This is a genomic window from Arthrobacter sp. AOP36-A1-22 (assembly GCF_052377615.1).
GTDB lineage: Bacteria > Actinomycetota > Actinomycetes > Actinomycetales > Micrococcaceae > Arthrobacter_H.
Map to the genome: position 1 here is coordinate 38,135 of NZ_JBQSWX010000002.1, position 17,340 is coordinate 55,474.

A 17,340-nucleotide genomic window follows, 5' to 3' on the forward strand; every position below is an offset into this window, starting at 1 on the left:
CAATTATGAATTGGCTTCGGATCACTCGCCGACGCACACCTTCGAGATGGGGAATCATGCAGAAACGTTCACTACGCGCAACCCTGCTGGCCGGCGTGGCTGCCGGTTCGCTGGTCCTGACCGGCTGCGGCTTCGGCGGCGGCGACGAGGGCGGGGACGCCTCCGGGGACACCACCACGCTGAGCATGCTGGTGCCCAGCTACTCCGATGGCACCAAGGCGCTGTGGCAAGACGTCATCGACGGCTTCGAGAAGGAGAACCCCGAGGTCAAGGTGGATCTGGAGATCCAGTCCTGGGAGAACATCGAAAGCGTCCTGAAGACCAAGTTGCAGGGCGACAAGGCCCCGGACATCTACGGCGGCGGCGCCTTCGCCGGCTTCGCCGAAGAGGACCTGTTGGCCCCGGCCGAGGACATCGCCTCCGCCGATACGCTGGAGAACTTCCAGACCTCCTTCGCCGACAACGAGAAGTTCGACGGCACCCAGTACGGTCTGCCGCTGATCGCCTCGGCCCGCGCACTGGCCTATAACGAAGACCTCATGAAGGAAGCCGGCGTCGACGAGGTCCCCACGACCTGGGACGAGTTGTTGACCGCCTCCAAGGCCATCAGCAAGGACACCAAGGCCGACGGCTACGGCATGCCGCTGGGGTCCGAGGAGGCCCAGGGTGAATCGCTGATCTGGTTCGCCGGCAACGGTGGGGACTTCGGTGACGAGAAGTCCATCGAGGTCGACACCCCGAAGAACGTCGAGGCCGCCGAGTTCATGCAGAAGATGGTCAAGGAAGGCGCCACGCAGAAGAACCCCGGCTCCACGCAGCGCACCCCGATGCTGAACACCTTCATCCAGGGCAAGCTAGGCTTCGCCTACGTGCTGCCGCAGACCGTCGGGCAGATCGAGGAGGAGAACCCGGACCTGAAGTACGGGATCGCCCCCGTCGCCACCAACACCGGTGACCCGGCAACGCTGGGCGTCGCGGACCGCATGCTCTCCTTCAAGAACGACGGCAGCAAGTCCGAATCCGTGAAGAAGTTCATGGACTACTTCTTTAGCGACGACGTGTACAGCAACTGGGTGCAGACCGAGGGCTTCCTGCCCACCACCACCTCGGTCTCCGAGGAGATGTCCTCCGACGAGACGCTGAAGCCGTTCCTGGAACTGCTGCCCAACGCCGTCTTCTACCCGACGACGAACCCGGCCTGGAACGCCACCGATGGCGCCTTCAAGTCGCTCATGGGCCAGATCGCCACCGGCAAGTCCGCATCCGACGTGCTCGCCGAGATCCAGAAGAAGGCCGACGCGGCCAAGTAGCCCGCGGCCGGACCCGCCGACCACGGCGGAAGGGCCCACCGACTCCGCGGCCCGCTGGCATAGCCGGCGGGCCGCGGAGCCTCGTGGGGCCCGGAACAGACGAAGACCAGGTCAGGAGACCAGTATGAGCACCACCGCACCGGCCAGGACCGGGGTGGCCGATCCCCCCGGGCCCCCGAAACCCCGGCGCTCCAAACGGCGCACGTCGGCCGAGGGCTCCTCCTTCAGATCCGCCCTGCCCTGGATCTCCCCGGCGCTGGTCCTGATCCTGGTGATCGTGGTGTTCCCCGCCGGGTACATGATCTACAACTCCACGCGCAAGATCAGCCAGATCGGCACCGATCTGGGCTCGGTGGGGCTGGCGAACTTCAGCCAGGTCTTCAGCGACCCGAACATCCCCAGGATCATGCTGAACTCGGTCCTGTGGGTCGTGGTCGTGGTGTTCTTCACCGTGCTGATCTCCCTGGGCCTGGCCCAGTTCCTGTCCAAGCCGTTCCCCGGCCGCACCCTGGTGCGCATGGCAGTGATCGTCCCCTGGGCGGCCAGCGTCGTGATGACCACCACGCTGTTCTACTACTCGATGGACCCCAACTACGGGATCTTCAACAAGTTCCTCACCGATACCGGGCTGCTGGACAGTTCCTACGGCTTCACCCAGCACGCCTCATCGGCGTTGATGGTGGCCATGGCGGTGGCCGTCTTCGTGTCCATCCCCTTCACCACCTACACGATCCTGGCCGGCATCCAGGCCATTCCCGGTGACACGCTGGAGGCGGCCAAGGTCGACGGCGCCGGACGCTGGCGGACGTACTTCCTGGTCGTGCTGCCGCAGTTGCGCGGCGCGCTGGCGGTCTCGGTACTGATCAACATCATCAACGTCTTCAACAACCTGCCGATCCTGAAGGTCATGACCGGGTCGATCCCCGGCTACGACGCCGACACCCTGATGACCTACATCTTCAAGGTCCTGCAGTTCGATCGCCAGATCGACATCGCCAGTGCCTTGTCGGTGGTCAACTTCGGCATCGTCGTCGTCATCGTGGCCATCTACGTCTGGGCCGTGAAACCCATGAAGGAGGTCTAGACCGTGGCACTTCTCACCACCGAAGACCACGCGAGCCGACGGGTCGTCGTGGGCCGGATGACGGTCGGGCTGATCGTGGCCGCCATCTTCCTGATCCCCTATGCCGTCATGTTCATCGGGTCCCTGAAGACCCGCTCGGAGATCCTCTCCGTGCCCCCGGACTACCTGCCGCGCGATGGAGCCCAGTGGTCGAACTACCTGACCATGTGGGACACCCCCGAGACCCCGGTGGCCTACAACCTGATCTCCACCGTGGTGATCGCCGTCGCGGCGACCCTGCTGGTGTTGCTGGTGGCCATGCCTGCCGCCTACTACAGCGCCCGGTTCAAGTACCGCGGAAAAATGGCCTTCATGTTCCTGGTCATCGTGACCCAGATGCTGCAGCCGGCGATCCTCACGGTCGGGCTGTTCAAGGAAATGCTGGTCTTCAACCTCTACGACACCTGGTTGGCGATGATCCTGATCAACGCCGCCTTCAACCTGGCCTTCGCCGTGTGGATCATGCACACCTTCTTCGCGGGGGTCCCCAAGGAGGTCGACGAAGCGGCCCAGCTCGACGGCGCCGGAAAGCTCCGGGTGCTGTTCACGGTCAACCTGCCGCTGGTGTGGCCGGGGATCGTCACCGCGCTGATCTTCACCTTCGTCGCCTGCTGGAACGAATTCGCCGCCTCGCTGGTCATCCTGTCCACGGCGGAGAACCAGCCGCTGTCGGTCGCGTTGACCCGCTTCGTGGGACAGTACTCCACCGCATGGCAGTACGTGTTCGGGGTCTCGATCGTCGCGATCCTGCCGGTGATCATCTTGTTCATGCTCATCGAGAAGCGTCTCATCGGCGGCCTGGCCGCCGGGGCGACGAAGTAGCGCCGGGATGACACGCAACGAGCGGCTCAGCTCCATCCTCGCCCTGCTGTCCCAGGACGGACAGGTGGAGGTCGACGAGATCGTGGACAAGCTCGGGGTCTCCCCGGCCACGGCCCGCCGGGACCTGGATTCGCTGGATTCCCAGCGGTTGCTGACCCGCACCCATGGCGGGGCCACGACCAATGCCCTGGCCTACGATCTGCCCGGAAAATACAACAGGGACCCGGCGGCCACCCGCAAACGCTGGATCGGGGCCTACGCGGCCTCGCTGGTCGAAGCAGATATGAGCATCGGGCTCTCCGGGGGCACGACCAGTTCGGCGATCGCCACCGCCCTGGGGCTGAGGGCCGACCTGCAGCAGGAGCCGGCCCGGCCGACCCTGACCGTGGTGACGAATGCGGTGAACATCGCCTCGACGCTGGCGGTGCGCAACCATGTGAAGGTCATGGTCACCGGCGGGGTGCTCAACCCGCGCTCCTACGAACTCGTGGGACCCTTCGCCGAACAGACGCTGGGCCGGGTCACCCTGGATCTGGCCTTCATCGGGGTCGGCGGCCTGCATGCGCAGGCCGGGGCCACCGTGGCCGACGAAGGGGAGGCCGCCGTGAACGAACTCATGGGCGTCCGGGCCCTGCGCAGCTATCTGGTGGTCGACTCCTCCAAGATCGGGGTGCGCTCCTTCGCCTCGGTGGACGGGGATGATCTGCGCCACGTCATCACCGACCCGGGGATCACCGCGCAGCAGCGGCAGCAGTTGGAAGAGAGCGGATACAAGGTCCTCATCGCCCCCGAAACCTGAGCCGGTCGAGACGGTCGCTGTCGGCAACAGTCGCTAGGGTGGAACCATGCATCCCACCACGCAGCCGGCCGCGCCGGGACCCTCCCCCCGTGTGCCGCGGCCCGGCAGGAACGCACGGTTCCTCCCGGGGGCCTTCCGGGTGGGGGATGCGGTCATGGTCCTGGCCTACGTGGTGCTCTTCGTCGCCGGGGCCGCCTCGCTGCTGAGGCTCATCCCGGGCTTCACGGACACCTTCAGCACCGCGGAGACGGCCTCCGCGGCCATGAACTTCATCGTCTACGCCGTGCTGTTCAGCGGGGCCATGATCATGGCCTTCCCCACGCTGAAACACTCCTTCGGCACCTTCGGATCCAACCCCTGGGCCAAGGTGTTCATGATCCCCGGGGCCTGGGTGGCGAACCTGGTGGTCACCACCATCATCATCATGTCCCTGGGCGGGGGAGTGAAGAGCGAGAACCAGCTGGCCATCGAGGGGATGACCACCACGGTCCCCTTCCCGACCATGCTGGTGATGGCGGTGGTCATGGGGCCGTTCGTGGAGGAATACATCTTCCGGCACCTGCTGATCGGCAAGCTGAGCCGCAAACTCAACGTCTGGGTATGCGTGGCCATCTCGATCATCCTGTTCGCCGGCATGCATTTCCTGGGCACGGGCTCCTTCGAGCCGATGGCAGCGGTGCCCTATCTGAGCCTGGGGGCGGTGATCAGCGTCGCCTACGTGCTGACCGGCCGTTCGCTGGCCTACTCCTACCTCATCCACCTGCTGAACAACCTGATCGCCCTGACGGTGGCCTACTACCTGCTTCCCCTGGTGCCCGGGGCATGAGCGAAACCGGCCAGTTCCCGGGGCACCAGCGCGGCTCGGCCGGCTATCGACGCATGATCCTGGCGCTCTTCGCCGCGGGGGTCGCCACGTTCTCCCAGCTGTATTCGGTCCAGGGGGTGCTCCCGGCCCTGGCCCGCTCCGAAGGGATCTCCGAAGCCCGGGCGGCACTGGGGGTCTCGGCCGCCACCCTGGGCCTGGCGGTCTCGGTCATCGGCTGGTCCGCCGTCGCGGACCGGGTCGGACGGCTCAAGGCGATGCAAGGCGCCGTGGTGGCCGCGGTCATCCTGGGCCTGCTGGTCCCGGCCTCCCCGGGCTTCCAGGCCCTGCTGGGACTGCGCTTCCTGGAAGGCGTGGCGCTGGGAGGGATCCCCGCCGTCGCCCTGGCCTACCTCAGCGAGGAAATCCATCCGCTGCATTCGGCCATCGCCGCCGGCACCTACATCTCGGGCACCACGCTGGGCGGGCTCTCGGGACGGCTGGTCGCCGGGCCGCTGAGTGAACTGGTCTCCTGGCGGGTCGGGACCCTGGCCGTGTCCCTGCTGGCTGCCGTGGCCGCGGCGGTCTTCATCGCGTTGGCCCCGAAACCCCAGGGATTCGCCCCCGTCCCGCGCCGCTCCCCGGGCACCCCCGGACTGGGGCGGAAACTATGGACGAACCTGGCCAACGTCCGGCTGCTCGCCCTCTACGCGCAGGGGCTGCTGCTGATGGGCGGCTTCGTGGCCGTCTACAACTTCCTGGGCTTCCGGCTCGAGGCCGCGCCCTTCCTGATCCCCGCCTCGCTGACCTCACTGGTGTTCCTCGCCTACCTCTCGGGGACCTGGTCCTCCCGGCAGGCCGGGCGCCTGGTCGGGAAATTCGGCCGGCTGCCCTCCCTGCTGGGGTCCATCGCCGTGATGGCGGTCGGCCTGCTGGTGACCCTGGTGCCGCATATCGCCGTCGTGCTGGTGGGCCTGGTGATCTTCACGGCAGGCTTCTTCTCGGCCCATGCCATCGCCAGTGGCTGGGTCCCGCTGATCGGACGCACGGGCCGGGCCCAATCCGCCAGCCTCTACAACCTCGCCTACTACACCGGCTCCTCCCTGTTCGGCTGGGCCGTGGGACTGGCTTTCGCCCCCCATGGCTGGGCCGGCGCGGTCCTGTTCGTGCTCCTGCTGCAGGGGGTCGCCGTCGGGGTGGCAGCCATCTTCCTTCGGGCCTCCGGGGCCCGCCGACCCATGACGGGAGCGACGGTCCATGACTGAAGACCGAGACACGACGCCGGATACCGGCACCACCGCCGAGGGCCCGGCCCGCATCCCGGCCCGGCTCGGTCGCACGATCCTGGCCCTGGCCGTTCCTGCCCTGGGCGCCCTGATCGCCGAGCCCCTGTTCCTGATGGCCGACACCGCCATCGTCGGGCATCTGGGGATCAATGAACTCGCGGGCGCCGGACTGGGAACCACGGTGTTGCAGACCGCCGTCGGACTCATGGTCTTTCTGGCCTACTCCACCACCCCCGCCGTCGCCCGCTGGCTCGGGGCCAGGCGTCTGGACCTCGCCCTGGCCGCGGGCCGGGACGGGATCTGGCTGGCCGTGGTCCTGGGGCTCGTGCTGGCCGTGGCGGGCTGGTTCGCCGGGCCCGCACTGCTGGGCGCCCTGGGCGCCGAGGGCCAGGTGTTGGGCTTCGCGCTGGACTACCTGCGCTGGTCCATGCCCGGGTTGCCGGCCATGCTGCTGGTGCTGGCCGCCACCGGGGTCCTGCGCGGGCTGCAGGACACCAGGACCCCGCTGATCGTCGCCGGGGCCGGGTTCGGGGTGAACATCGTGCTGAACTTCTCCCTGGTCTACGGGGCCGGGCTATCGGTGGCCGGTTCGGCCATCGGCACCTCCATCGCCCAATGGGGGATGGCAGTGGTGTATCTGGCGATGCTGGTCCCGCGGCTGCGGGCCGAAGGGGTTCCGTTGCGCCCGCATCCCGGCGGGGTCGTGGGTACCGGCAAGGTCGGCAGCTGGCTGATGCTGCGCACGCTGAGCCTGCGGGCCGGCATCCTGGCCACGGTCTGGGTCGCCACCTCCGACGGGGCGTTGACGTTGGCGGCCCATCAACTGGTGTTCACCATCTTCACGTTGATGGCCTTCGCGTTGGACGCCCTGGCCATCGCCGCCCAGGCGCTCATCGGCAAGGAACTCGGGGCGGGGGACCGGGCCACCGCCTCGGCACTGACCCGGCTGATGACCCGGTGGGGCCTGATCTTCGGGGTGGGCACCGGGGTGGTCCTGGCGTTGGTGGCCCCGGTGTTGGGTGCCGTCTTCACCTCCGATCCCGACGTGCAGCGGGCGGCGGCCATCGGGTTGTGGGTTTTGGCGGCCTCGCAGCCGTTGGCGGGACTGGTCTTCGTGCTCGACGGGGTCCTCATCGGTGCCGGCGACGCCCGCTATCTGGCCCTGGCCGGGGTCATCGCCCTGGTGCTCTACCTTCCCCTGCTGGCCGGTGCCGCCTGGCTGCCCCTGCTGCCGGATCTGCCGATCCTGTGGTTGTGGTGTGCCTTCGGCCTCGGGTACATGGCCCTGCGGGGCGCGACCCTGCTGTGGCGGATCCGCAATGACCGCTGGATGGCCCTGGGCGCACCGGCCTGATCCCGCGCCGTCCCGACCAGAAGCCGGGAAGCCCCCGGGGAGGTGGAGCAGGCCAGCGCCGATTCCCATTAGGATCGTAGGGTGCCTGCCATCCCCACCCCCCCTGAAGAAGCCTCCGCCGTCTGGAAACCAGTCATGTTCCGCGCCGTGGTGGCCACGGCCTTCGGAGCTCTGTCGGTCTTCTGGCAGGATCCCAGCGAAGCGGTGGTGGCCTACCTCTTTGCCGCCTTCCTGGTGCTCAGCGCGAAATCCGTATGGGACTTCGCGGTGGCCCGCATCGTGCCCTTCGCGGTCCGCGGGCTGCTCGGAGGCGCCGCGATCGCCGGGGCGTTCAGCGCGGTCTTCCTGCTCGTGTTCGCCAGCACCACCGCCGCCGTGATCGCCGGGGGACTCGGCCTGGCGGTGGCCGGCCTGCTGGAACTGACCACCTACTTCCGCCATCGGGGGGACCTGGTCCCCGTGCGGGAATTCCTGCTCACCGGTGCCGTTTCGCTGGTCACCGGCGTGCTGCTGCTGGCCTGGCCGGGCCTGGACCAGCATGGGGTCCTCGGGATCGCCGGGGGCGGTTCCATCATCGTCGCGGTCTTCCTGCTCATCGCTGCATTCGGCTACCGGCACGATGCACGCGAGGGAGCCACGGAGCGGTAGACTGGAGTCGTTCCAAATTCTTTCAGGAGGCATCCCCGTGGGTTCCAACCCGTCTCGGCCGAAGACCACATGGCAGCAGAGCATCAAATCGCCGTTGATCTTCGCGCTGGTTGCAGGCATCATCGCCGCAGCGGTCGCGTCCATCTCGGCCACCGGCGGTGGGGACAACCCCCTGCGCGTGGACATCGGACTGATCGCCTTCGGTGTGGCATTCGTCGCCAGCCTGGTGGTCATCTCCGTGCTGGCCATGGCCAGCAAGGAGAACCCGAGTGAACTCAGCGAAGGCTCGGGAGTGAACCGGGCCTCGGATCGACCGACGCAGAAGCAGCCCGGCCAGGAGTAGCCTCCCGGGCTCAGTCGGTGGTCTCCACGCCGTCCTTGCCGTTCCATTCCTCCAGGAACTGTTCGCGCGTCATCTCCGCCAGGTCCTTGCGCAGCAACGCCGCCAGACCTTCGGCCTCGTCGATGTTGTTCCCGGTCACCCGCAGGATCTCGGCATCGTTGTCGAGGCGGCGCACTACGGCGGTGGCCCCCATGACATCGGAGCCGTCGCCGCCCAGGACCGCATCCGCCAGCCCGACGAACCACCGTCCGGCCGCCTTGAACGTGCCGTCCGAGGCATGCTCGAGATCCACCTCGTAGTTCTCCGAGGCATGGTGTTCCTGGGGTTGTTCAGAGGTGTTCACAATCTCTTCCTTTCCGACGCCGGTGCCTGCGACGAGGCCGCTTGCCACCAGTCTAGGGCCGCAGGGCCGCCCGGCGCTGCCGGTAGGCGCGCACATGCTCGCGATTGGCGCAGTTCCCCGTCTGGCAGTACCGCTTCGACCGGTTCCGCGAGAGGTCCAGGACCGCTGCCTCGCAGCCCGTCCCGGCACAGATGCGCAGACGCTGCTTCTCCCCCGAGCGCAACACATCCACGATGGCCATGGCCGCCTCGACGGCCATCCGTTCGGCCAGGGGCGCCGCCGGACTGGTGGCATGCAGATGGTAGTCCCAGTGGTCGTGCTTGACCAGCTGCGGCAAGGCGCGGGCATTGCGCAGGATGTTGTTCACGATGACCACCGCCTCGTCCTCCTCGGCGATCCACAGGGCGCGCAGGGTCCCGCGCAAATGCCTGACGCTGCGTAGCTCGGCCTCGTCGTGGGCCCTGGCACCAGTGTATTCCTCCCGGGCCACGAACTCGTCCAGGTCGGCGCCGGTGCGCAGCCCATCGATCTCGGGCAGCGCCGTATTGAGGAGGTTCACGACCGTCTGCAACGACGTTTCCGTGTCAGGGGCAAACTTCATATGACTCCTTTTACCTCGCATGAACCCGGCGGCGTATAGTATGTCACTAGTATACGGAGTTTTACTCCTGATGCCGCTGAAGCCCGGAGGCCGGGCTTCGAACCCATCCGCAACGACCCCCGAGGAGCAGCATGACCGAGCAGGTCAGGACCCGGTCCGGCGCCGTGTCCCGCCCGGGGGTCCCGGGGGTGTGGATCGCGCTGTTCTCCTCGGCGGTCTTCGGGATCTCCGGCTCCTTTGCCAGCTCGCTGCTCGAGGCGGGGTGGAGCAGCGGGGCGGCCGTGGCCGCCCGGATGTTCGGTGCCTTCCTGGTCCTGCTGGTCCCGGCCGTGCTGACCCTGCGCGGGCGGTGGCGTTCGGTGCCCGCGAACTGGAAGCCCATCCTGCTCTTCGGGGTCTTCGGGGTCGGCGTCTGCCAATTCGCCTTCTTCCAGGCCGTCGGCCGCCTGAGCGTGGGGGTGGCCCTGCTGCTGGAGTTCATGGCGCCGGTGCTCATCGTCCTGGTCCTCTGGGCCAACAGCCGGCGCATGCCCAAACCGCTGACCATCATCGGGACGCTGCTGTCCCTGGGTGGGCTGATGCTGGTGCTGGATCTGGCCGGAGCGCAGACGATCGACTTCATCGGGGTGCTCTGGGGGCTCGGCGCCGCGGTCGGGCTGGCGGTGTACTTCTTCGTTACGGCCAAGGCCAATGAGTCGCTGCCGCCGCTGGTGCTGGCCACCGGGGGGCTGCTGGTGGGGGCCCTGCTGATGCTGGTCTTCGGGGTGAGCGGTCTGCTGCCGTTCACGGCGACCTTCGGCCGGGTCGGGTTCGCCGGTTTCGAAACCAGCTGGTGGGTCGCACTGGCCGGGCTGGTCCTGCTGTCCACGGTACTGGCCTATGTCTCGGGGATCATGGCCGCCCGGGCGCTGGGCTCGAAGGTCGCCTCGTTCATCTCGCTGACCGAGGTCCTCTTCGCCGTGCTGTGGGCCTGGCTGCTGTTGGGGCAGCTGCCGGCACCGGTCCAACTGCTGGGAGGCGCCGCCATTGTGGCCGGGGTCCTGCTGGTACGCGCCGACGAGCTCAAAACCCCCTGACTGGGCCCTTTGTGGCCCACGCCGGAAACTGTTCCCCGCGGCCGGGCGGAGCCGCGGCCCGGTGCGGCCAAGGACCCTTGACCCAGCCCCGATCCGGGTTCACACTGGTTGCACATGGCGCAGTGTCGCGCACCATGCGCAACAATCGACAGCAGGTCGGCGCCGGGGGGCCAGATCAGGGAGTGATCATGTCCGAGACCATTGATACCGGTGCCTTCCATTCATCCACCACGGGGTCCCTCGTCAATCCGCATCCCGCGGTGACCCTGTATACCCGGCTGCGCAAGTCGCCGTACTTCTGGAAATCCCGTGAACACGGGGTGGCCGCCTACAGCGTCTACAACCACACGTACCACCCCCGCCACTACGGGGATCCGGTCTCCGAATACTGGTCGCTGCTGACCGATGTCACGCTCTGGGACGTCGGGGTCGAACGACAGCTGGAAATCAGTGGTCCCGACGCGTTCGCCTTCACGAACTACCTGATCCCGCGCGATCTGCATCAATGCGCCGTCGGGCAGTGCAAATACGTCTTCATCACCGCGGCCGACGGCGGGATCATCAACGATCCGATACTGCTCCGGGTCGAGGAGGACAGGTTCTGGCTCTCGCTGGCCGATAGCGACGTCCACCTCTGGGCGATGGGTCTGGCCCATGCCGGCGGATGGAACGTGTCGGTGAAGGAAGTCGACGTGGCCCCGATCCAGATCCAGGGCCCCAAGGCCAAGGCCCTGATGGCCGACCTCTTCGGCGAGGACATCCTGGACCTCGGATACTACTATCTGACCCGTAGGATGCTCGGAGACCTCTCGGTCGTGGTCTCCCGCACCGGCTACACCGGGGAAACCGGATATGAGATCTATCTGGAGAACGCCAGCCGCGACGGCGGCAAGCTCTGGGATCTGGTCGGGGATGCCGGACAGGCCCACGACCTACGCGTCATCGGCCCCTGCCACATCCGCCGCATCGAGGCCGGCATGCTCGCCTATGGATGCGACATCACCCTGGACACCAACCCGTTGGAGGTCGGCTACGACTACAACTGGATGATCAACCTGGACCAGCAGGCGGATTTCGTGGGCAAGGAGGCCCTGCGCGGGATTCGTGCGGCGGGCGCCAAGCGGCTGATGGTCGGCCTGCGGATCGACGGTCCACCCATGGGCAGCTACAACGACGGTTCCATGATCGAACACTTCCCGGTGTCCGAGGCCGGGGGCGACGAACTCGGCCGGGTCACCAGCGCCTGCTTCTCCCCGCGGCTGGAGGCGAACATCGGACTGGCCATGGTCCCGATCGGCCTGAGCGCCGAGGGGACCACCATGGTGGTGCACACCCCCGAAGGCGCCCGGCAAGGGACCGTGGTGCGCAAACCCTTCATCGACCCGACCAAGGAGACGCCGAAGGCCTGATGGGCCACCGACCCGGAACCGTCAGGAGGAGCCGTGGACCAGCAGAAGCCGCCGGCACCATCGCGGCAAGCCCTGCTGGTAGCGTGAGCGCCATGACGGCACCGAGTGAACGCATCGCCAGGGGAAGCATCCAGTCCGTCGATCGGGCCGCCCTGATCCTGGAGTTCCTTGCCACCGAAGGGGCCAGCACCGTCAGCGCCGTCGGCCAGGAACTCGAGGTGCACAAGTCCACGGCCTTCAGGATCCTGAACACGCTGGCCGGGCACGGTCTGGTCGAGCAGCGCTCCGACAGCACCGAGTACCAGCTGGGCCACGGCCTGGTCCGACTGGCCCAAACCGTCCCGACGACCGCCAGCTTCAGCCCGCAGGTGCACCAGGCGTGCATCTGGCTGGCCGCGGAATGCCTGGAAACGGTCACGTTGAACGTCACGGAGGCGGGGGAATCGGTGACCATCGACCAGATCCTTCCCGCGTCCTCGGTGGTGGGGCGCAGCTGGCTGGGGCGCCGCACCCCGCTGCACTGCACGTCACCGGGGAAGGTCTCGCTGGGCTTCCAGTCCGCCTCGGATCGTGAGCGGCTGCTGCGCCGGTCGTTGAAACGCTTTACCGACTCCACGATCACCGACCGTGCGGTGCTGGCCGAGGAAATCAGAACGACGGCGCAGCGCGGCTATGCACTCTCGCTGGAGGAGTTCGAGGCGGGATTGACCTCCGTGGCGGCACCGGTCTTCGGGGCGGACGGGCTCATGGTAGCCCAGATCGGTGTCGCCGGCCCCTCCTACCGGTTGGGAGGGGACGCGCTGGAGATGACGATCGCCCTCGTCCAGGAAGCCGGCCGCCGGGCCTCCGTCTAGGGGCCTCAGGCGGTTTCGAAGGCCGGGTAGGAGACCTCGTAGCCGAGCCGTTTGAGTTCGGCAACGATCTCCACCTTATGGTCCTGGCCCTTGGTCTCGACCTTCACCCCGATCTGCACCTCGGTGGCCGCGAGCCCGCTGGTGGTGCGGTCGTGTTCGACGTTCACCACATTGCATTCGGTACGCGCCAGCACGGTCAGCAGTTCGACCAGCGACCCCGGCCGGTCCGGGACGCGGACGATCATCTGCATGAAGCGTCCCGCCGCCACGAGGCCATGCTGCAGCACCCGGTTCAGCACCAGCGTGTCGACGTTCCCGCCGGAGAGCACGACGACGACGGGCCCCTCCAGATCCCCGCCCCCTTCGAGCACGGCGGCGACGCCCGCCGCCCCCGAGGGCTCGACGACCAGTTTGGCCCGCTCGCTCAGCAGCAGCATCGCCTCGCCGATCTGCTCCTCCGTCACCGTACGGATCTCGGCGACATGATCGCGCACGATGCCCAGGGTGAGTTCGCTGGGCGAAGGCACCGCGATCCCGTCGGCAATGGTGGACATCTTGTCCAGGCGGACCGGGGCTCCTTCAAGCAGTGACGCAGGGAAGGCGGCGGCCCCTTCGGCCTGCACCCCGATGACCCGGGCCCGGGATCCCGAGAGGTGCACGGCAGTGGCGACCCCGGCCAACAGGCCCCCGCCCCCGGTGGGGACGATGATCGTCCCGACGTCGGGGACCTGCTCCAACACCTCGAGGCCCAGGGTGGCCTGGCCGGTCACGATATCGACGTGGTCGAACGGGGGGATGAAGACGCGTCCACTGGTGGCGGCCTCCGCCTGGGCGAACTCGATGGATTCGGCGAGGTCGCCACCGGCCAGGCGCACCTCGGCACCGTAGGCGCGGGTGGCCGTCACCTTGGGCAGGGCCGCCCCCACGGGCATGTAGACCAGGCAATCAATCCCCAACTCGCGGGCGGCCAGGGCCACCCCCTGGGCATGGTTGCCCGCGCTGGCGGCAATGACCCCGCGTCGGCGTTCGTCCTGGCCGAGCGCCGAGAGCCGGGTGAAGGCCCCGCGCAGTTTGAAGGAGCCGGTCCGCTGCAGATTCTCGCATTTGAGGAACACCGGCACCCCGGCGAGGTCGCTGACCGAGGAGCTGGTTTCGATCGGCGTGCAGGCTGTCACCCCGCTGAGCAGTTCCCTGGCCTGTTTGATGTCGGACAGGGCGATCGGCGAGACGCCGTCGTTGACCGGACCCGATGCGCACATGATGAAACTCCTCCACCTCGAAGAACGGAACTCCCGAAGGCCAGGGGTCGACTCGTCCGCAGGAGCGGGGGACCAGGAGGTCGGATGCTCGGATCTTCGGCACCCGCGCCCTGGCCGACGTGGATCCACCCACCTCGTTCGGGAGTAATCCCCTTCACCATAAATCAAATATTTGGGGTGCGCGAGAGCCCCGGCCCGCCGACGGCCAGCCGGCGTCCCCGGTGGGTCGTTCAACATCACACACCCCCACCCTTGATAGGGCATAAAGACGTGACTAAACTAAGTAAGGTAAACCTAATAAATAATTAGGGTTCCGTTTCAACAGTGGGGAGTGCACATGACTGAGGTACAGGAACTAGCAGCCTTCGTCCATCAAGCAGACTCGGCCAGGATGTCGGCCGCGGCGCGCGAGCAGCTGAAGATCCATGTCCTGGATACGCTCGGGGTCGCGATCGGGGCCCTCGACGCCGAACCCATCTCCTCGATCCGGGGCCTGTTGGAGGATCTGGGAGGCACCGAGCAGGCCACCATGATCGGAGGCGGGAAGTCCACTGCCGAACGGGTGGCCTTCTTCAACTCGGCACTTTCACGCTATTTGGACTTCATGGATTCGTATCTGGCCCCCAAGGAGACCAACCACCCTTCCGACAACCTGGGCGCGGCGCTCGCCGCGGCGGAAATGGCCGGGGCCAGCGGCAAGACCTTCCTGGACGCCCTGGCGGTCGCCTACCAGGTCCACACCCGCCTCTCGGATGTCGCCCCGGTCCGGGACAAGGGCTTCGACCACACGACCCAAGGGGCCTACGCGGCCGCCGCATCCGCCGCCAAGGCGATGGGCCTTACGGCGGAGCAGACGGCCAACGCCATCGCAATGGCCGGCACCGCCAACAACGCCCTGCGGGTGACCCGGACCGGGGACCTCAGCCATTGGAAGGGTCTGGCCTACCCGCACGTCGCGAAGGAAGGGACCTGGTCGGCACTGCTGGCTTCACGCGGGATCACCGGCCCGGCCCAGGTCTTCGAAGGCAATAAGGGCTTCAAGGAAACCATCGCCGGCGATTTCAGCATCGACTGGTCGGTCGAGGACCTGGAAAGCGTGCTGCGCACGATCATCAAGAAGCACAATGCCGAAATCCATTCGCAGTCCGCGCTGGAGGCCGCCCTGGACATCCGCAGCCAGGAAGGCTTCGACGCCGCCAAGGTGGGTTCGGTCCGTCTCCGGACCTTCGATGTCGCCTGGAACATCATCGGGGGTGGGGAGGAAGGCGATAAGCGCAACATCACCACCAAGGAGGAAGCCGACCATTCCCTGCCGTGGATGCTCGCCGTCGCCCTGTTGGATGGTGAGGTTACCCCCGGGCAGTACACCCCCGAGCGCATCGTCGCCCGGGACGTCCAGGATCTGATGGGCCGGGTGGAGATCAGCGAGGACCCGGAATTCTCCCGGCGTTTCCCGCAGCACATGCCGGCGGACCTGGAAGTCATCCTGGCCGATGGAACCCGCTTGCATTCGGCCCGGGATTCCTACCAGGGCTTCCACGACGACCCATTGGATTGGGAGGGGGCACGAGAGAAGTTCGATGCCCTCGCCGCACCCTTCGCCAGCCACGAGCTGCGCGACAGCATCGCCGAGACGGTGCACACCATCGACGAACACCAGGTCTCGGATCTGACCGTCTTGCTGGCCCAGGTCGGCACCCGGCGGTCCAGTACACCCTCGAGCCCGAATCGGCGCGAGTTTTCTCAGGAGACAGCATGACCAACCAGATTGCCCAAGACGTTTCATTCAACTTCGTTCCCCGGGCGTACCGTCCGGCGAAGCCGCGCACCACGGGACTGACCGAGATCCGCGCCCCCTACTACTCCACCTTCGGCACCCGCCATCTGCAGGACGTCTTCGACGTGGCGGGCCCCTGGGTGGACGGCATCAAATGGGCGGGCGGCTCCTTCGCCCTGGTGCCACCCGAACAGGTCAGGAAATTCAGCGACATCGCCCACGACCACGGATCCTACGTCTCCTCCGGGGGGTGGATCGAGACCGTGCTGCGCTACGGGAACGACGCCGTGGACCAGTATCTGAAGGAGGCCAAGGACGTGGGGTTCGACACCATCGAAATCTCCACCGGCTTCATCATGCTCAACACCACCGGGCTGCTGCGTCTGGTCGAAAAGGTCACCCAGGCGGGTTTGAAGGCCAAACCGGAGCTGGGCATCCAGGTCGGTTCCGGAGGGGACTCCGGGGAGGCGGAACTGGCGGCGGAGTCGATGAAGGACATCGGCGACCTGACGGACCGTGCCACCCGGTGCCTGGAGGCCGGGGCCGAGATCATCATGATCGAATCCGAGGGCATCACCGAGAACGTCGATGAATGGAACACCGGTGCCGCCGCATCCATCATCAACTCGGTGGGGCTGGAAAACGTGATGTTCGAGGCTGCCGACGGACCGGTCTTCGAGTGGTACATCAAGAACTACGGGAACGAAGTGAACCTGTTCGTGGACCACTCGCAGATCCTCCAGCTGGAGGGCCTGCGGCAGAACATCTGGGGCAACAAGTCCACCTGGGGGCGTGTCATCAACCCGGCCCCCTAGGCCCCGGAAGGAAATCAACACCGTCGCGCGCATGGCCAGGCCATGCGTCGGCGGTGCTTTTTTGCCCCGGGTGATCTCCGAGACGTTCCCTGTCCGGGGAGCCGGAGCGGTGGGATCATGGGGGTAGGCCATCGATGACGATGGTTCGTTCGGCCCCGGCCTCCCGACCGGAGCCATGAAATGGAGGTACGCCATGACCGACCCGAAGTCCCTGCCCGAAAGCGATCCGCGCCGGCACACCATGCAGGTTCGTTCCCGGCTGACGGAGCTGGCCGAGCATCTACGCGAGGACGTCGACAAGGTCGACGAACCGCGCTTCAAGGCCCTCTTCGAAACATCCGCCGAAGTCCTGGCCGGTTTGGAGAAGGCCTTCGCGGGCTACGAGGAGAAGTCGGGCAACGCCTGGCGCTAGAGCCGTGATGTCTCAGGCCGGGCCGCGAGGAGTTCGCGACCCGGCCTTCGCTGTGCCAGCGGTGGTGAATTGGTCGATCAGTGTCCGGGCGTCCTCGAGCCGACCGTCGAGCTGCACCCCTGCGTCCTCGAGGGACAGGCCGTCGTAGAGGACCCGCACCCATGCGGATGAGTCGGCATCGACCCGGGCGGTCGCCACCGCGTTGACTCCCCTCTTTCCCTGCGGCCGCAGGAGCCCCCGGCGGTCTCCTACTGCGTGACGATTGCCCTGGCCGGGGCGTTCATGCTCCGCGGGGCAGCAATTAAAA

The 17,340-nt window shown here is 67.0% G+C and carries 19 protein-coding genes; 15 read left to right on the plus strand and 4 right to left on the minus strand.

Going from position 1 to position 17,340, the window contains the following annotated elements:
• Positions 1-56: 56 nt before the first annotated feature.
• The 9 genes from ACT3S2_RS01465 to ACT3S2_RS01505 all read left to right on the plus strand — a co-directional run bounded on the left by ACT3S2_RS01465 (position 57) and on the right by ACT3S2_RS01505 (position 8,487).
• Positions 57-1,310: an extracellular solute-binding protein gene (locus ACT3S2_RS01465; protein WP_444554802.1), complete on the plus strand. Its 1,254-nt coding sequence runs from the start codon at positions 57-59 to the stop codon at positions 1,308-1,310.
• Between the two features lie 124 nt (positions 1,311-1,434).
• Positions 1,435-2,394, plus strand: coding sequence for a carbohydrate ABC transporter permease (locus ACT3S2_RS01470; RefSeq protein WP_444554801.1), 960 nt, complete (start codon positions 1,435-1,437; stop codon positions 2,392-2,394).
• Positions 2,395-2,397: 3 nt separating this feature from the next.
• Positions 2,398-3,255, plus strand: a complete 858-nt coding sequence (locus ACT3S2_RS01475) for a carbohydrate ABC transporter permease (protein WP_444554800.1) — start codon at positions 2,398-2,400, stop codon at positions 3,253-3,255.
• 7 nt (positions 3,256-3,262) lie between these two features.
• On the plus strand, positions 3,263-4,054 hold the full coding sequence (locus ACT3S2_RS01480) for a DeoR/GlpR family DNA-binding transcription regulator (protein WP_444554799.1): 792 nt from the start codon (positions 3,263-3,265) through the stop codon (positions 4,052-4,054).
• A gap of 46 nt (positions 4,055-4,100) precedes the next feature.
• On the plus strand, positions 4,101-4,880 hold the full coding sequence (locus ACT3S2_RS01485) for a lysostaphin resistance A-like protein (protein WP_444554798.1): 780 nt from the start codon (positions 4,101-4,103) through the stop codon (positions 4,878-4,880).
• A complete protein-coding gene (locus ACT3S2_RS01490) occupies positions 4,877-6,121 on the plus strand; it encodes an MFS transporter (protein ID WP_444554797.1) in 1,245 nt (414 codons plus the stop codon). The genes ACT3S2_RS01485 and ACT3S2_RS01490 overlap by 4 nt, the downstream gene beginning before the upstream one ends.
• Entirely contained in the window at positions 6,114-7,496 is a 1,383-nt protein-coding gene (locus ACT3S2_RS01495) for an MATE family efflux transporter (protein ID WP_444554796.1), read from the plus strand. The genes ACT3S2_RS01490 and ACT3S2_RS01495 overlap by 8 nt, the downstream gene beginning before the upstream one ends.
• An 81-nt stretch (positions 7,497-7,577) precedes the next feature.
• On the plus strand, positions 7,578-8,144 hold the full coding sequence (locus ACT3S2_RS01500; RefSeq protein ID WP_444554795.1) for a DUF308 domain-containing protein: 567 nt from the start codon (positions 7,578-7,580) through the stop codon (positions 8,142-8,144).
• Between the two features lie 37 nt (positions 8,145-8,181).
• Positions 8,182-8,487 carry a hypothetical protein gene (locus tag ACT3S2_RS01505; RefSeq protein ID WP_444554794.1) on the plus strand — a complete coding sequence of 102 codons (306 nt, stop codon included), beginning with the start codon at positions 8,182-8,184 and terminating at the stop codon, positions 8,485-8,487.
• Between the two features lie 10 nt (positions 8,488-8,497).
• Here the strand turns inward: ACT3S2_RS01505 and ACT3S2_RS01510 are convergent, their stop codons facing one another.
• Positions 8,498-8,830 (minus strand): hypothetical protein, encoded by a 333-nt coding sequence (locus tag ACT3S2_RS01510; RefSeq protein WP_444554793.1) that lies wholly within the window; start codon positions 8,828-8,830, stop codon positions 8,498-8,500.
• Between the two features lie 52 nt (positions 8,831-8,882).
• Positions 8,883-9,431 (minus strand): CGNR zinc finger domain-containing protein, encoded by a 549-nt coding sequence (locus ACT3S2_RS01515; protein WP_444554792.1) that lies wholly within the window; start codon positions 9,429-9,431, stop codon positions 8,883-8,885.
• A gap of 131 nt (positions 9,432-9,562) precedes the next feature.
• Here ACT3S2_RS01515 and ACT3S2_RS01520 point away from each other — a divergent pair, with 131 nt between their 5' ends.
• From ACT3S2_RS01520 to ACT3S2_RS01530, 3 genes are all read left to right on the plus strand, one after another.
• Positions 9,563-10,507, plus strand: coding sequence for an EamA family transporter (locus tag ACT3S2_RS01520; protein WP_444554791.1), 945 nt, complete (start codon positions 9,563-9,565; stop codon positions 10,505-10,507).
• 188 nt (positions 10,508-10,695) lie between these two features.
• On the plus strand, positions 10,696-11,916 hold the full coding sequence (locus ACT3S2_RS01525; protein WP_444554790.1) for a glycine cleavage T C-terminal barrel domain-containing protein: 1,221 nt from the start codon (positions 10,696-10,698) through the stop codon (positions 11,914-11,916).
• A 92-nt stretch (positions 11,917-12,008) separates the two neighbouring features.
• Positions 12,009-12,770: an IclR family transcriptional regulator gene (locus tag ACT3S2_RS01530; RefSeq protein WP_444554789.1), complete on the plus strand. Its 762-nt coding sequence runs from the start codon at positions 12,009-12,011 to the stop codon at positions 12,768-12,770.
• Between the two features lie 5 nt (positions 12,771-12,775).
• Here the strand turns inward: ACT3S2_RS01530 and ilvA are convergent, their stop codons facing one another.
• Complete coding sequence (ilvA, locus tag ACT3S2_RS01535; RefSeq protein WP_444554788.1) at positions 12,776-14,029, minus strand: threonine ammonia-lyase; 1,254 nt, start codon at positions 14,027-14,029, stop codon at positions 12,776-12,778.
• Positions 14,030-14,366: 337 nt separating this feature from the next.
• On the opposite strand from ilvA, the gene ACT3S2_RS01540 reads away from it, so the two are divergent.
• The 3 genes from ACT3S2_RS01540 (at position 14,367) to ACT3S2_RS01550 (ending at position 17,033) form a co-directional block, all read left to right on the plus strand.
• Positions 14,367-15,788 (plus strand): MmgE/PrpD family protein, encoded by a 1,422-nt coding sequence (locus ACT3S2_RS01540; protein WP_444561120.1) that lies wholly within the window; start codon positions 14,367-14,369, stop codon positions 15,786-15,788.
• Entirely contained in the window at positions 15,785-16,621 is an 837-nt protein-coding gene (locus ACT3S2_RS01545; RefSeq protein WP_444554786.1) for a phosphosulfolactate synthase, read from the plus strand. Before ACT3S2_RS01540 ends, ACT3S2_RS01545 begins: the two co-directional genes overlap by 4 nt.
• A gap of 193 nt (positions 16,622-16,814) precedes the next feature.
• A complete protein-coding gene (locus tag ACT3S2_RS01550; RefSeq protein WP_444554785.1) occupies positions 16,815-17,033 on the plus strand; it encodes a hypothetical protein in 219 nt (72 codons plus the stop codon).
• Between the two features lie 12 nt (positions 17,034-17,045).
• Here the strand turns inward: ACT3S2_RS01550 and ACT3S2_RS01555 are convergent, their stop codons facing one another.
• A complete protein-coding gene (locus ACT3S2_RS01555; RefSeq protein WP_444554784.1) occupies positions 17,046-17,231 on the minus strand; it encodes a hypothetical protein in 186 nt (61 codons plus the stop codon).
• Between the last annotated feature and the right edge of the window lie 109 nt (positions 17,232-17,340).